Below are 16820 nucleotides of genomic sequence, written 5' to 3' on the forward strand. Positions count from 1 at the left end.
GCCAAAAATGTCTAGTTTGCAGCCACTTTTTAAGTGCGCTCTCAATAATAAATATCTCGAGAAAATGGTGCAGAAAAAGGTCGCTAATCTTACTCGATGCTGTGATTTAGGTCACGCCTAAAGGAGATGATTTCATGCTTTTTTTCTGTTTTCGCCAGTGCAATCAAACTGTCAAAAATTCATGGTTAATCTATAGGTAGCAGATTGCTGCTCTCAAACGAATACACCATATTCACTCGTAACGATATGGTGCTGTTCCTCTAGATGAAGTTTAGGTGAGTAGGTGAGTAGTTGACTATCACCAGAATCAGATACTAATCTTTATATGAGCTTTATCTACGTTCAATGAATGCAAGGCAAGCCGCACGTCGGCAAGGAGATGCTATGGGCGAGACCAACCGGAAGCTATTTGTTTTAGACACCAATATCCTACTTCACGAACCCTTCGCTATATTTTCTTTCCAAGAGCACGATGTCGTTATCCCCATGACAGTGCTAGAAGAACTCGACAGAATCAAAGACAGTAAAAGAGACGTTGCTCGAGATGCGAGAATTGCGATTCGAACGCTCGAAGACCTGTTCAGGGAAGCCACACCAGACCAAATATCGGAAGGCATCCCTTTTTCTAAAGACATAAATGCATCTGGCAGTATTTCAATACTCGCTGACTACGAACTTCAAGAAAGCATCAAAGCCTTTGCCGATGACAAGGCGGGCGATAACCGAATCCTCAACGCTGTCCTCTATCTTCAAAATAAACGCGCACCACGCGAAGTGGTTCTCATCACCAAAGACATCAATATGCGTTTACGAGCAAAAGGCGCCGGTGTACGTTTTGTTGAAGACTATCAAACTGACCAACTGATTGATGATATCCAATACCTCACCAAAGGCTTCCAACAACTGGAAGGCTCATTTTGGGATGGTATCGATAATGTCGAGAGCAGAAGTTTAGGCGGCAAGACGCTGCACACCTTAGCAAGAGCGCCGTTCGAGCCAACCTTCCTCAACCAATATGTGATTGACGAAGAAAGTGACTTTGCCGCTCGAGTCGAGGAGATTGAGCCGGAAAGCATTACCCTGAGAGACCTCAGCCGCGAAAGATTGATGAATCGCAGAGCATGGGACATCACACCAAAGAACGTCTATCAAGGCATGGCGATTGATGCGCTGCTCGACCCTGATATTGATCTTGTGATTCTCACTGGCGCCGCAGGTAGTGGTAAGACACTGCTTGCTATGGCTGCTGCACTTGAACAAACCATTGAACGTAAGCAATTCGATAAGATCATCGTAACCCGCAACACCCCTGATATTGGTGAATCGATAGGTTTCCTTCCGGGTACAGAGGAAGAGAAAATGTTGCCTTGGTTAGCCGCAGTGACCGATACACTGGAAGCGCTGCACAAGAACGACCACTGCACAGAAGGCTCGATGAAGTACATCTGTGACAAAGCCAATATCCAGTTCAAATCAATCAACTTCATGCGTGGCCGCTCGATTCAAAATGCCTTTGTGCTTTTGGATGAGTGTCAGAACCTCACCGCTTCACAGATAAAAACCATCATCACCCGTTGTGGTGAAGGTACTAAGATCGTCTGCTCAGGTAACTTAGCGCAGATAGATTCTTCTTACCTAACCCCTGTGACTTCAGGCTTAACCTACATGGTTGAGCGTTTTAAAAACTTCGAAGGCAGTGCCAACATCCACCTCAATGGTGTGGTGCGTAGCCGACTAGCTGAGTTTGCGGAAGAGAACATGTAGTGACTCTATACGCTCACTGAATCAGTAATCTAAAAACAAAAAGCGCCTCACATTGGAGGCGCTTTTCAATTTAATATTTTGAAGTAAGTCGGCAGAGGTTAGTCTGAATTACTCAGTACCACCAACGGTTAGCGAGTCTAGTTTCAATGTTGGTTGACCAACACCCACTGGCACACTTTGACCAGCCTTACCACACACACCCACACCACGGTCGATGCTTAGGTCGTTACCCACCATAGACACCTGCTGCATCGCTTCGATACCAGAACCGATTAGCGTCGCGCCTTTCACTGGGTGAGTGATCTTACCGTTTTCAATCATGTACGCTTCAGACGCTGAGAATACAAACTTACCTGATGTGATATCGACCTGACCGCCACCGAAGTTCGGTGCGTAGATACCTTTCTCAACCGTCGCGATGATCTCTTCCGGTGTGTGTTCGCCCGGTAGCATGTATGTATTCGTCATACGTGGCATTGGAAGATGCGCGTATGACTCACGACGACCATTACCTGTCGGTGCTACACCCATTAGACGAGCGTTCAGCTTATCTTGCATGTAACCTTTTAGGATGCCGTTTTCGATTAACGTATTGTACTGACCGTTAACACCTTCATCATCGACGTTCAATGAACCGCGTAGATCCGTTAATGTACCGTCATCGACAATCGTACATAGGCTTGAAGTTACTTGCTCACCAACTTTGCCGGAGAATACTGACGACTCTTTACGGTTGAAGTCGCCTTCTAAACCGTGGCCTACCGCTTCATGCAGCAGAACGCCCGGCCAACCAGAACCAAGAACCACAGGCATGGCACCAGCAGGCGCAGCCACTGCTTCAAGGTTAACTAATGCTTGGCGAATCGCTTCATCCGCAAATTGGTAAGCAACTTGAGTGCCTTTGTCATCACTTAAGAAGAAGTCGTAACCAAAACGGCCACCACCACCAGCGCTACCACGCTCACGACGATCACCCTTCTGTGCAAGTACGCTAATAGACAAGCGAACCAGCGGACGAATATCACCAGCGTAAGTGCCATCAGTCGCAGCAACCAGCATCTGCTCATGCACACCACTTAAACTCACCGATACTTCAGTCACCATCGGCTCTTTAGTGCGAATGTAAGCATCTAATGATTTTAGTAATTCTGTTTTCTGCTGTTTTTCCCAACTCGCAAGCGGGTTAACTGCATCATAGTAAACTTGATTAGAGTTGCGTTTGAACGCTTGAACCTTGCCGTTTTGACCTTGTTTAGCAATACCACGAGCCGCAATTGCGCTCTGCTTAAGACCATCCAATTGGATTTGGTCAGAGTAAGCAAAACCAGTCTTTTCACCAGATACTGCACGAACGCCAACACCGCAATCGATATTGAAAGAGCCGTCTTTAATAATGCTGTCTTCTAGCACTAAAGATTCGTGCCAGCTTGACTGAAAGTAGATATCAGCATAATCAATTTGGCGGGTAGCAATACTCGCCAATGTATCTGCGATATTTTGCTCCGTAAGCCCTGTCGGGTTCAGTAGCGCTTCTTCAATTTGATTAATGCTCATAGATGGCTCTTGTTTGTAATTAAAATTGATTGGTAAATCGAGAGTGTTGCGCGATGGGCATATTTTGCCTAATGGACTCGCAACTGGATGTGTCTATCTCAACCACCATACTTTTAGGATCTTGGTCTAACTGTGCGACCACTCGTCCCCATGGATCAACCACCATTGAGTGTCCCCATGTTTCTCTTTGGCAAGGGTGTTTTCCGCCTTGACCTACCGCGACAATCCACGACTGTGTTTCAACCGCGCGGCATCTTAATAGTACTTCCCAGTGCGCTTGACCCGTTACCGCTGTAAAAGCCGCAGGCACCACAATGATTTGTGCCCCTTGCTTACGTAACTCTGAATACAAGTGTGGAAAGCGCACATCATAACAAATACTCAAACCTAAGCGACCAAAAGGCGTTTCCGCTGTCACAACTTGGTTGCCCGGAGTGAAAATATCCGACTCTCGATAGCACTTATGGGCGTCAGCGACATCCACATCAAACATGTGTAGCTTGTCGTAATGAGCAACGAGGCAACCAAAATCATCAATCACCAAGGTGGTGGTCGTCACTCCGTTAGTTGTGCTTATCGGCATACTGCCAATGACGATCCAAATTCTGTGAAGCTTTGCTAGCTCAGAGATTTTCTTTTGCAGTGGGCCATCATTAAAAGGCTCAGCACACTGGTGATAGTCGGCTTTACTGCCAAAAACTAACGCGTTTTCAGGGCAAACAACCCACTTAGCCCCCAACTCTTTGCACTTTGCAACTTCTTGAGCAAGGTACTCAAAGTTCAATTCAGGGCTAGGGCCAGATGTCATTTGAATCAACCCAACACAATCCATGTGTATCGCTCCTCCATTCATTATGATTCAGAAATCAGCATTTCACCGTATATTCGCTGACTCGGGCATAAGGTCTTTTCGGCTAATTTAAGGCCTATTCGGCTAATTTTCTCAGCTTCTCTGGCAGCTGAAACTCGCCAGAGCTACGAGAAAGTTCGCTCACCGTTGGTGAATCCAATGGTCCTTTCACCGAATAATTTACTTGGGTAAAGACTTCCACAACTGGCGAGATAACCGTGGTCACCGCCAATACGTACAGCGCCGTTTGAGGGGTTACCGCAAAGGCCGTTAATACGGGAATACCCGAGGTAATATCTGGGGTAAAGTTCACCTCAGCATCAACCTGACGCGTGTTGAGGTTAGCGATACCTTTGATTTTCATCTCACCTGCGACCGCATCCATGTTCAGATCATTGGTCAGGAAGATACCATTTTGAATCTCGCCCGTTCCGGTGATGCTGTTGAAGGCCATACCTTTATCAAACACATCTGAGAAATCGAGCTGCATCTTACGGATGATCGAATCTAGGCTAAACAGGCCAAGTAATCGAGCTGCGCCGCTCACATCCGAGATAATGCCTTTACCAAACTTGGTTTTAACGTTGCCATCAAGGGTATCCATTTTGATTCCCCAAGGCGAACCATCCCAATTTAGTTGACCTTCCAACGCGAATGGCGCTTTTTGAATCCCGGAAGTAATACCAAAGCGCTCCATGAGCTCACTGTTGTTTTCGCCTTCAACATCAACCGTTAGCGCGGAATGACTCTTGTCACCGTCCAGTTCCCACCAACCGCTGACATCCGCTTTATTGCCGCCGCTTCGAACCTGAATCTTCTTCCAATCAATGCGATTATCTTGTCTGGCCATCTCAACATCGACTTTACCGACCTTATAGCCTTGCAGCCAAAAGTCGTTCAGCGTCAGGGTCAGGTTTGGCATCGCATCGTGGATCTCTCTATCCAATTTGGATATCAATGGCGCAGCTTGTTCTTTACGTTGCAGCAGTTGCTGATCTTGGTTGTTCTTATCACTCCACTCAGGAACAAACAGATGCAGACGATCCAGTGAAACTGTCAAATCATAAGGAGGCAGGTAGTTAATATCCCCTTCTAGCTCTTGGCTAGACACTTCTATTTGCCACGCCTGTTTGTTCTTACTAGCACTAAAATCGACGTCATTCCAAGAGATACCACCCAAGATCAGCTCTTTACTCTCAAAGGTAATACGGCTTGGCGCAGGTATGGTTGGCGTGTTCATTTGACTAAGTACAGCCGTTGAAGGCTTTACCGGTTCCATTACAACCGATAACCAATCATCGGCATTGAATTTGTCTGTACGAATCAGGGCGTGATGGCCCACCACCGGGCTAATTTTGTAGCCACCGCGACCAAGCACTAAGTTGGTCGCCGTTAACTCAGGCACGTCGCCTGTGATATCAATCTCAGCTTGGTACTTGGTGTTTGGCAATTGCAGGCGCGCGGTAATCGTCTCTTGGTTACCCGATGCCTGTAGCCTTGCAGATCCACTTTCTAGTGATTTTTTCGCCAATGGATATGGGTAATCACTCGCCAAGTATTTTAGGTCTGACTGTAAGTCTAGTTGGTAGGTAAAGCCGATATCATTCAGCTGGATATCAATCTGGCTTTGCCATTGCGCATGACCTGATAAGCGGCTTAACCATTGCTCACCGATGTAAGGTTCTAGAGGCTTGACGTCCCAATCACCTAACACATCAATATCAACTGCATAGCCAGGACCATCATTAAGGCCCTTAAAATCAAGCGAGATACCTTGGTTAAGCAGATCCGCAGCGAGGCCATTTGCCGTCACTACGTCATTATCAAATTCAATTCGACCCGTGGTGTTCTCGAGCACCATTGGCGGCGCTTCAATCTCAACATGGTTGCCACTTAAGTCGGCGTAACCCCATGCTCTTGCTTCTTTTTCAGAATCAAACGGAATATTCAGCTGGAACTCAGAAGAGACATCACCACTCACTTGAAGTGCGGTTAAGGCTGCGCCTACCGAGCCCACCAGTGGCGAAGACGTCATGTAATCGCGTACTGCGTTGCCAGACGCCGTCGCTTTAGCTTCAATTTCAATATGGCCGCCTTCCCCTAAATAAGGAATGCGTCCTGTGATTCGATCTGCCGTCACATCTATCAGTTGAGCTGAGCGAGAATCCAGATGCATCGCATCATTTTCAAACAACAGATCAAGCTGAAGATCAGTAATCAGTGGCCACGCGGTATCAAAGCTGAATTTCGCATCTTCTAAGCCAACCCAAACCTGGAAAATACCATCGTGGTTAGTGTATGGATATTGAGACAAATCACCATGCCACAACAGTTTTACGGTATCCGCTTTACCGGCTTGAATCGCAGTTGAAAGGTAGTCTGTTAGATCTTGCCCAAGAGCCAGTGTAGGTAAGTAGCGCCATGTTTCACCGACATTGTAAGCGTCCGCTTCGCCGTAGAAGGATAAAAACGGGCTCGCATCTTTTGGGAAGTCTAAGCGGAATGCGCCTAGTACTTGTAAATCGGGGGTGGCAGCTGTGATTTTGTCTGACCACAGCTTCCAGCCGTTTTCATCTTGCTGCCAAACAATATCAACCTGACCTTGTTTGATATTCAAAGGCGCTTGGAATACGTCACCATAAGGGAACACATCGTCAATAACATGCAGGCTAGCTTTCGCTTCCGAGGCCGAACCAAACACACTACCAGACACTTGGCTAAAGCCTGGGACTAGTTCCCACTGCTCGATAGCAAGATCAGAAAAACTGGCTGAATAACGTAAACTGTCAATTCCCGAACCCATGGAAACACGGATATCAGAAACAGAGCCGCCCGGCGCCAATACGTTAATCATTTTGGTTGATTGTTCAGAGTCAGGCAGCAGCTTAATCAACGGAGTAATAGTCGCAATATCCAGCTCAGAAATGTTGAGTTGCCATGGACCTTGATTCCACTTGAACGCTACGTCGAGTTCCGGCCAAGGTGTGTCATCCGTTCTAAGGTTTAGTGAGTGACCATTTACTTGCCAACCATCATCAGTCGGCGACAACTTAAAGACACCGGACTCAAGCATGAGGTCATGCTCGCCATCTTCGTTCCACGCCAGTTCTGAGGGTAAAACCTCAACATAAGCGCTCACTGGCTTGCTATTTCGCAGCGTAAGCCAGCTATTCAAGCTCACAGTACCTGTTTCAATGCCGGATTCCGCCTGCATATAATGCGTAAGCCATGGCTTAACAGAAATGCTGTCGGCACTGACATAAAACTCACCAGTCACATCAGTCAGTGACCCACCATCAATAAAGTTAGCACTCACTGACAGAGAGTTTAGATTGGCATCTTTGATACTCACCACACCTTCAGCAAGGTGATGTTTGTCTGAATTTTGCCATTTTAAGGTTTCTATATCGAGCTGACGTTCTTCACCCGAAACAGAGTGATAAAGAATAGAAGAATCTTTTGCAGTTACATCGACGAGTGTTTTTAGCAGTAAATTATCGAGCTCTTGTATCACTCGCTTGGAAGACTCGGGATCTGTAGGTTCGTCTTTGCCATTTTGTCCGGCAAACAGATCAATTGAGCGGATATCAAGATACATTTGATTCATGACTAGATCGGCCACAACCGGGCGCATCTGCACGAGCGATTGAATCAAGTCAAACTCGACTTCAACACGCTCAACAGAGAAGGTCACATCTTCTGCATTGGGGAGGCTAGCTTTAACGCCTTGCAGAGCAATAGAGGGGTGAGTGTTACGCCAAAAACCGCCCACATCTTGAATCGAAAAATCAAAACCGGAGTGTTGGTTTACCCAAAGCTCAATTTCAGATTGATACTTGTTTAAATTGGGCAAGGCTACACGCAGTGTAGTAACGGCAATGGCTAGCGTTACTAAGAGAGTAACCACTAACCATAAACATGCACGTAGAATCAGAGTAACGCTTGAGCTCACAAAATTTCCATTACATCATAACAACATCAAACTGCTCTTGTATGTACAGAGGCTCAGCCTGGATTTTAACTTGCTTACCAATAAAGACTTCAAGCTCCGCAAGCGCATGAGATTCATCGCCCTCTAACGCCTCAGCTACGGCAGCTGCCGCATAGACCACAAATTTATCGGCGTCGTACGCACGATTCACTCGCGTGATCTCTCGAAGAATTTCATAACAAACGGTTTCAACTGTCTTCACACTGCCGCGGCCTTCACAAGCAGGACAGCTCGAACATAGGATATGCTCAATACTTTCACGAGTACGTTTACGAGTCATCTCAACCAACCCAAGCTGCGTGAAGCCATTAATATTGGTTTTCACACGGTCTTTGTCGAGCGCAGCCTCTAAAGAAGTTAGTACTCGCTTACGATGTTCCTCAGACAACATATCAATAAAGTCGATAATGATGATGCCACCTAAGTTACGTAGACGCAGCTGACGAGCAATCGCTTGAGTCGCTTCTACATTGGTGTTGAAAATCGTCTCTTCTAGATTACGACGACCAACAAACGCGCCAGTGTTGATATCAACCGTGGTCATCGCTTCAGTTTGGTCGATAATCAGATATCCACCAGACTTTAATTCGACTTTACGATCCAATGAACGCTGAATTTCGTTCTCGGTATCGTACATATCAAAGATAGGCTTATCACCTTCATACAGCTCAAGCTTGTCTGTCAGCTCAGGCACGTATTCAGAGGTAAACTCTTTTAGGTTTTCATATTCTAGACGAGAATCGACCTGAATCTTGCTCAGCTCAGTACCGACGAAGTCACGTAAGATACGTTGGCTTAAGCAAAGCTCACCATACAAACGAGTACGCGCCTTGTGCTTACCACGACGCTCTAATACTTTTAGCCATAATCGCTTCAAGAATGCGGCATCTTGTGCCAACTCATTTGAATCTGCACCTTCTGCTGCTGTGCGGATGATGAAGCCACCGTGTTCGTCACAGTAACGAGACACGACTTTTTTAAGACGGTTACGTTCAGACTCGCTGTCGATACGTTGAGATACACCAACATGACTTGCGCCCGGCATAAATACCAGATAACGAGACGGTAGAGTGATATCAGTGGTTAAGCGAGCACCTTTAGTACCAAGAGGGTCTTTGACCACTTGCACCACAATGTCTTGCCCTTGACGGACAAGCTCTGAAATATCACGAACCTGAAATTGTTTCTTTTCGTTTTCAGCGACACATTCAGTGTGTGGGACAATATCAGAGGCGTGTAAAAAAGCTGCTTTCTCAAGGCCTATATCCACAAAAGCCGCCTGCATTCCCGGAAGAACACGGCTTACACGTCCTTTATAGATATTTCCTACGATACCGCGTCGAGCATCTCGTTCGACATGGATCTCTTGAAGAGCCCCCCCTTCAATCATGGCCACACGAGTTTCACTCGGGGTCACGTTCAGCAACAATTCAGCACTCATGGTGCACCTCAGGTTAGTAATTATAAGAATTCTTGCAGTAGCTGGTCCGTTTCAAATAAAGGTAAGCCGACAACGGCGTAATAACTACCTTCGATTCGGGTGACAAAGCGTCCGCCCAAACCTTGGATCCCATAGCTACCGGCTTTATCGCATGGCTCCCCTGTTTGCCAGTATTGTTCTATTTCTTTTTCACTGAGGGGTTTAAACCATACGTCGGTAATAATGATTTCTGTTCTTTGTTTTTCTTCTGAAACCACAGAAACCGCCGTCATCACTTGGTGACGTTCATTCGCTAACTGAGTAAGCATGCGCTTAGAGTCAGCAAAATCGGTGGGTTTCTCAAGCACTTGCCCTTGGCTTACGACGACTGTGTCAGAACCAAGAACGACTATATCAGAGCCATGATCTACAGTATCAGAACTAGGAACGACATGCTGCCTTTCAGAAGGGTTATCTTTCAATAAAGACAACGCAGCTAAAGCTTTATCTAAAGATAGTCGCTTAACATATTCTTCGGCGGTTTCTTGAGCGTGTTTACACTCTTCAACATCGGTTACGAGGACAGAAAACTCATAACCGAGTTGAGATAGCAATTCTTTGCGGCGTGGAGAGCTGGATGCCAAAACTAAATGTTTCTTTTCCATCGTCACGCTACCTCACATGCCAATGGCGACGCACGCGTCTCATTAATAAAAACATCCAAGGCCAAAGTATACAGTTTATCAATGCGCTCCATAACGATAACGGATTGAAAACAACATCTTGGATCAAATATTCACCAAAGAAGATCAACACCTCAAACAAGACCGTTAACGCGGCAATGATCATCGCTTGCTGCCATAACGCCATGTTACGAATGACGAGGAAGTTCATCGCAATAATGTACATCACTATTGCCATCATCATGCCTCGAATACCCAGAGTAGAGCCGATCAAAAGGTCCCACAATAAGCCTAAAATCAAAGCACTACCCACGTTAACACGATGCGGTAGAGCCAAAACCCAGTAACACGTAACCAGCAGTAACCAAGATGGTCTAAATAAATCTAAGCTACCAGGCCAAGGGATCGTCTGCAGAATCAGTGCTATTAAAAATGAGCAGAAAATTACTACCTTGCTTCTCAAAACGCTATTGGCCATCTTCGCCCTCTAACAATGCTTGTTCTATGCTCGATTGATCCGCTTGCATCTGTTTGTTTTCATCAGGCCATACAAGCAGCAGGTATCTGAGCTTATCGAACTCAACCACAGGCTCTGCTTTAATCACAGCGAACTCACGTTTCGGGTCGTAATCAACGGCCGTAACATAGGCGACTGGATAACCTTCTGGATATACCCCACCAAGACCTGATGTCACCAACAGATCTTCTTCTTGTATATCGGTACTGGTTGGAATGTGCTCTAGCTGGATCTCATCAATCATGCCATTGCCCGAAGCAATCACACGGATGTCATTACGAATAACCTGAACAGGAATCGCATTGTTTGCATCAGTGAGTAGTAATACACGACTATTATGAGCAGCAACGAAAGTGACTTGGCCGACAATGCCTTTTTCGTTGATCACCGGCTGACCTTCATATACCCCATCAATCTGACCTTTGTCGATCACGACTTGATGGCGATATGGTGAAGTGTCTACCGCCATAACTTCTGTGACGACTTTCTTCTCATCACGGATAAACGGCGAGCCTAACAGCTTACGAAGGCGCTTGTTTTCTTCTTGATATTGCTCAAGCAGAATCAGCTCGCTCTTCAGACGCAAGACTTCTCGTTTAATATTATGGTTAGATTCAATTAACCCTTTGCGAGTGCTAAAACGGTCGTAAACACCATCGAACATAGTGCGAGGCAAGTTGGCTGCATATTGAATAGGCGCAACCATGCTGTTTAATAGATAGCGAACATTTGAGAAAGCATCTAAACGACTATCAGCCAGCATAAGGCTGGCTGATAAAATTACAGCAAAAAACAGGCGCAATTGTAGAGAGGGACCTCTACCAAAAATTGGCTTCATTCTATATTTGGTCCTAGAGCTACATTTGATCCTATAGACAAGGTCCTAGGCTCTTTACATAAAACTAGATAATAAAAGAGCCTAACACTAGATATTATTCTTCGCTGAACAGATCGCCGCCGTGCATGTCGATCATCTCTAGAGCTTTACCGCCACCTAGAGCAACACACGTTAATGGCTCTTCTGCAACAACAACAGGGATACCTGTTTCTTCAGTTAGCAGACGATCAAGGTCTTTAAGCAGTGCACCACCACCTGTTAGTACCATACCGTTTTCTGAGATATCAGAAGCCAGCTCTGGTGGACACTGTTCAAGTGCAACCATCACTGCAGACACGATGCCAGATAGAGGCTCTTGAAGTGCTTCAAGGATTTCGTTTGAGTTTAGGCTAAAGCTACGAGGCACACCTTCAGCAAGGTTACGACCACGAACTTCGATCTCTTCTACTTCATCGCCAGGGTAAGCTGAACCGATTTCGTGTTTGATCTTCTCTGCTGTCGCTTCACCGATCAAGCTGCCGTAGTTACGACGAACGTAGTTGATGATCGCTTCATCAAAACGGTCACCACCGATACGTACAGAAGACGAGTAAACCACACCGTTTAGTGAGATAACCGCAACTTCAGTAGTACCACCACCGATATCAACAACCATTGAACCTGTTGGCTCAGAGACACGGAGGCCAGCACCAATCGCAGCAGCCATAGGCTCATCGATTAGGTAAACCTCACGAGCGCCAGCACCTAGCGCTGATTCACGGATAGCACGACGCTCAACCTGCGTTGAACCACAAGGTACACAAACCAAAACTCGAGGACTTGGTTTAAGCACACTGTTGTCATGCACTTGTTTGATGAAGTGCTGAAGCATTTTTTCCGTTACGTAAAAGTCGGCAATTACACCGTCTTTCATTGGACGGATCGCTGAGATGTTACCAGGCGTACGACCAAGCATTTGCTTAGCAGCGTGGCCAACAGCAGCGACACTCTTTGCAGAACCCGCACGATCTTGGCGAATAGCGACAACTGAAGGCTCATCAAGAACAATGCCTTGGCCTTTTACATAAATAAGGGTATTGGCTGTACCTAAATCAATCGATAGGTCGTTTGAAAACATGCCACGAAGTTTTTTAAACATATTCTTCGCTCATCCTGCAAGAATTAGAAGACAAAAATTGCACTAAATGTACCAATGCCTTGCTGTTACGGCAAGGCATTGAAGTGCAAACATGGACTGAAACCCGCAATTTCTTACAGATTCCTAACTTAAGGGGCAAAAATTATATTATTACTGACCTGTTAAGCCACTTTCACCTCGGTAGATCACACGATCGTTACCACGGTAGATACCAAATGTGACGACGGTGGATGGATCTTCATCACCCAGTTGGCGCCAGTTGTAACGTAGCCATGGTTGATCTTGATCACTGCCACTACATGAGATGTTATTTCCGCCATCGCTATCAGGCTCAGAGTCATCCATTCTTAACCACAGACGAACTTGCTCACGTGGCGCGTCTGTTCCTGCTGGCGTATTTTGATTTGCTGTGACCTCTTCTTCTCCATCATCCACATTTCCGCTACCGTTAAGTGAAACTAAAGTGGTTGCCGCCCCTTCACTGTGCCAAATAACTTGTTTACAAGTATTAGCCCCATTGAAGGTACTGCGGTCATCATCCTCGTTAACAATAAACTCGCTGCCATCCCAGAACTCAGCGCGCAATGGAATAGTTAGAGTAGTATCAGAATTACCACCAATATCATCGAGCGCCATTCGACCATATCGGGCAGGAGGTTGAACTGGGAATGCAGCTGAATCGGTAACAGGGTCTGAATCCGTAAATGACACAGGATCAACTCCTGTCACTGTTAAACCAAAATTAGTGGCTATTGAGCTAGCATCACTGGTATTGAAAGGACCATCTCTGCGGCTAACGTCATCTGAATCCGTAACTCTTTGCAGCTCAGCTGCATTGTCATTCAGTAACCAATGTTTACGATCAACAGACCAAGACCCAGCGTCCGTATCTAGCAAGAAATCATTATCTATACTGGTGTCATCCAGAATACCAAAACTAGCTTGCAGGTCTGAACTGAAGAATCGGTAGTTATTGAGCGCATCATCCGTATCACTCTCACCTGATGCCATTGGATATACTTGGTGAACTGTAGAGTCATAAGGTTGACTTAGGTACGCAATATTATTTTGATTTGTAACATTCCACTCAGGGTCACCTTGCATGAAGTATTTGGGGTAAAAGCGGCCAATAGACTTACTACCAGAGAAGCCGCCAAGGATACTCCCGTAGAAGCTGCCAGTTTCAGTTGCAACAAAGTTAAAACTACCCACCTCTGAGTATTTTAAACTTTCAAATTTATAGCCTTTGTTAGACTGATCATTCGATGAAATTTGTTTAATTAGCTGAGTTTCAGGGGTTAAATCACCTAAATTAGCGTCAGGATAATCCGTAATTGAAGGGGTATCTAAAGTTGTTGTAACTTTCACGCTTGCTGCCGACTCAAAGTAATTATTCGTCAACAAATTATCATCAGTACAAACCGAAGATGAGTCGGTATGCTTTATCGGGCGGGCATAAACATCAAATGGAGATCCGGCAGCAGCAAAACTATCTGAGTCTTTCTCGTTGCTGTTTCCATCGGAGCTCTTGTTGGTGCAAATCGCAAATTTCCAAGGGCGAGAGTAGACCGAGAAACTTCCCTCTACATCATAATTCCCATCTTCGGGACAACCAGCGAAACCAGTACAATCAAAACTATTGTCTTTTAAAGTGACGTTGAAAAGCCCTGACTCAGAGATAGTTAAGTCAGTTGAGGCGCTACCTTTTTTGAACTCAGGTAAGTAGGTCAGCGAGCCATCGGAGCCACTCCAAGAACTATCAAGCTCATGAGCAATGATAACTTCATCCCCGGCTTCACCTATATAGTTCTCAGCAACAACAATTGAGTCACCAGAATCACACGCTAAAACTTTAGTTACTGTCGGTGTGGCCTGCCCTGCAATAACGTCAAGACGATTGGTTGGAGTATTGCCATCCACTAAAGAGAATTTAAATGGTACGAACTTAAACTGGCTTTCAACCTCTTTACCAGAATCATCGATTAATGTCGCCGTTAGCTTATAACCTGTATCAAAATCAATATTGGCAGTATCTTTAGCGACAACTTTTAAAGTTAATTCACCATCGTCATTTGAAACATAATTAGGGTAAGTACCTGAACCTTGTCCTTGCAGTACAGAAACGTCGAATTCATCAGCGTCTGGCGTAATACTCACCGTAACACCTAGGCTTCCCGCCACACCATTATTAGAGGTATTAATGGTAAATTGAGGGGAGTCGTCGCCACACATCAAAGCTAAATCGGTTGCTGGGGAAATATCAATTTCATAGTCATCCGAAGGTTGAAAACAATGATTGTCAGTCGCAATAATCTTAGAAGTATTCCTCAGGCTAATAGCCTTAGCAGTAACTGCACCATAGACCGTTGACTGGTTTCTCATAATGACATCGACTTCGCTATATAAAAGACCTCTAAACTCACTCCGGTTGGCAAAGTTAACAGTAGAGTTTTGCAATGCGTGGATAAAAACTACTAGTTGCCCATCACCTTCTTCACCGAAAAATGAATCATTATTACTTAAATTCACTTTTCCTATGTGAATAATAACTTTTTCTCCGTCAGGGATAATGACTCTCCCTGCGTTATTAATATCCAAACTACCGACCCAGTATGTGCCGCTATAAAATGTTACAGAGCCTTTTCCAACACTCAAACTTCCTATTGATTCATTATTAGAAAATTCTGCATCATCCTGCCATACATTTACAGTCTCCAGTCCATTATCAGGAGATTGGAAGCTTTCTAGTTCTTGCTTATTAACCAACAATCCTTCTTCACCATAACACTCCGTACTATCACAAGCGCTCTCCTTCTTATTTCCTGTTATCGTATTTTGAGGAAACCCTATATACCTCTTTCCATTTGATACTAACGCTCCTTCTATCCCCTCCGATGTATCCAACAAAATATAAGTATTCTCGTTATTTTTCCATGTTTGAGCTGGTGAAGGGAATAACTGACAAATTTCACTCGTTGGCGGCTTATCAAATAAAAAGTACGAATAGGGCTCTACAACATGCGCACGTTCATAATCTTGAGTCATGTCTTCTTCGTTGATTAAAGCAACACCAGTTTTCGATACTGAACAGCGCCTCAACCAGCCGCCATTGTTACCATTACGTGTACGCTTTGACGCGAGTAATGTAGGGATACCCGAAAAACCAGAAGCTGAAAAATCTTGTACAAGCTGACAACCTTCTGTGATTGGTTTGATAACCCTATCATCGATATTCAGCGTATTTGATGTTGACCCTTGGCCAAGCCAAAATTTCTGCCCATTTATAAACCCTTCTCCTAGCCCTGCGACAAAAGCAACTTGTTCATTACTAGTAAGCTGAGCATTAGATGAAACTTCTGAACGATCAAGGACTAGATTAAATGCATTTGTTGTCGGGTTTAGAGCTATTGGGGTTAACCAAACAGGAGCGCTGCCTTGCATATTGCTCAAGCTTTGAATCTGTACTAAAACGCCCGGAGAAGAGCTAAAGTTGGATGACAAGCCAAAATCACTGAATTGCACCAACTTACTATTATTAGACCCACCACCAACATTTGAATAAGTACGGTTATAATCAACTGTTCCTGCGACTAACTTCGCCCCACTATCAAACTCCAGTACGCCAGGTTCAATGACCAAATAATCGATATTTTCCATTGGAGCATCAACGTACTCCACTAAAGGATCGCTGGCATTGGTGCTACATCGCCACTGCCCTTTATCATTCTGCTTCAAGCGAACACACGCCGCATCATGGGGCGGAAGTAGCTGCTTTATCGTTGCCTGACTCGATGAAATAGACCAAACACGGAGATCAGAAGGGTATTCTGTCGTTTTACTATTAAAGTTTGAGCGGGTCGCATTAACCGTTGACATAACAAACACCAAAGGCGCTGAATCATAGGTTTTTTCAAACTCAATTACACACTCTACTTTTGATCCGGAAATAGTACATTTATCGGCGGGAATCGTACCGAACTCAAACTGAGGGTTAGTATTAACATTAGCTTGAACTAATGGAGATAAAAAAAGCGCAACTAATAATACAGAGAAATGCTTTATCAT

General features: G+C 45.1%; 10 protein-coding genes. 1 reads left to right on the forward strand and 9 read right to left on the reverse strand.

Features of this window, described 5'->3' with window-relative positions:
• The first annotated feature begins 384 nt into the window (after positions 1 to 384).
• Positions 385 to 1764 carry a PhoH family protein gene (locus tag AB4517_RS02885; protein ID WP_017062953.1) on the forward strand — a complete coding sequence of 460 codons (1380 nt, stop codon included), beginning with the start codon at positions 385 to 387 and terminating at the stop codon, positions 1762 to 1764.
• 108 nt (positions 1765 to 1872) lie between these two features.
• Here AB4517_RS02885 and tldD read toward each other — a convergent pair whose 3' ends face one another.
• The 9 genes from tldD to AB4517_RS02930 form a co-directional block, all read right to left on the reverse strand.
• Complete coding sequence (gene tldD, locus AB4517_RS02890; RefSeq protein ID WP_372147864.1) at positions 1873 to 3318, reverse strand: metalloprotease TldD; 1446 nt, start codon at positions 3316 to 3318, stop codon at positions 1873 to 1875.
• 19 nt (positions 3319 to 3337) lie between these two features.
• Complete coding sequence (locus tag AB4517_RS02895) at positions 3338 to 4150, reverse strand: carbon-nitrogen hydrolase family protein (RefSeq protein WP_017061365.1); 813 nt, start codon at positions 4148 to 4150, stop codon at positions 3338 to 3340.
• A gap of 94 nt (positions 4151 to 4244) precedes the next feature.
• Positions 4245 to 8120 carry a YhdP family protein gene (locus AB4517_RS02900; RefSeq protein ID WP_372147865.1) on the reverse strand — a complete coding sequence of 1292 codons (3876 nt, stop codon included), beginning with the start codon at positions 8118 to 8120 and terminating at the stop codon, positions 4245 to 4247.
• A 10-nt stretch (positions 8121 to 8130) separates the two neighbouring features.
• Entirely contained in the window at positions 8131 to 9600 is a 1470-nt protein-coding gene (gene rng, locus AB4517_RS02905; RefSeq protein WP_017061363.1) for a ribonuclease G, read from the reverse strand.
• 20 nt (positions 9601 to 9620) lie between these two features.
• The gene (locus AB4517_RS02910) at positions 9621 to 10244 is read right to left on the reverse strand and encodes a nucleoside triphosphate pyrophosphatase (RefSeq protein ID WP_372147866.1); all 624 of its coding nucleotides are present in this window, start codon (positions 10242 to 10244) and stop codon (positions 9621 to 9623) included.
• A 7-nt stretch (positions 10245 to 10251) separates the two neighbouring features.
• Positions 10252 to 10740 (reverse strand): rod shape-determining protein MreD, encoded by a 489-nt coding sequence (mreD, locus tag AB4517_RS02915; protein ID WP_017061361.1) that lies wholly within the window; start codon positions 10738 to 10740, stop codon positions 10252 to 10254.
• Positions 10730 to 11617 (reverse strand): rod shape-determining protein MreC, encoded by an 888-nt coding sequence (gene mreC / locus AB4517_RS02920; RefSeq protein ID WP_004735927.1) that lies wholly within the window; start codon positions 11615 to 11617, stop codon positions 10730 to 10732. The genes mreD and mreC overlap by 11 nt, the downstream gene beginning before the upstream one ends.
• A gap of 94 nt (positions 11618 to 11711) precedes the next feature.
• Positions 11712 to 12755, reverse strand: coding sequence for a rod shape-determining protein (locus tag AB4517_RS02925; protein ID WP_017062957.1), 1044 nt, complete (start codon positions 12753 to 12755; stop codon positions 11712 to 11714).
• 150 nt (positions 12756 to 12905) lie between these two features.
• Entirely contained in the window at positions 12906 to 16820 is a 3915-nt protein-coding gene (locus AB4517_RS02930) for a DUF6701 domain-containing protein (protein WP_372082781.1), read from the reverse strand.

The organism is Vibrio sp. 10N.222.52.C3, from assembly GCF_041474195.1.
In the GTDB taxonomy this organism is placed as follows: Bacteria; Pseudomonadota; Gammaproteobacteria; order Enterobacterales; family Vibrionaceae; genus Vibrio; species Vibrio crassostreae_C.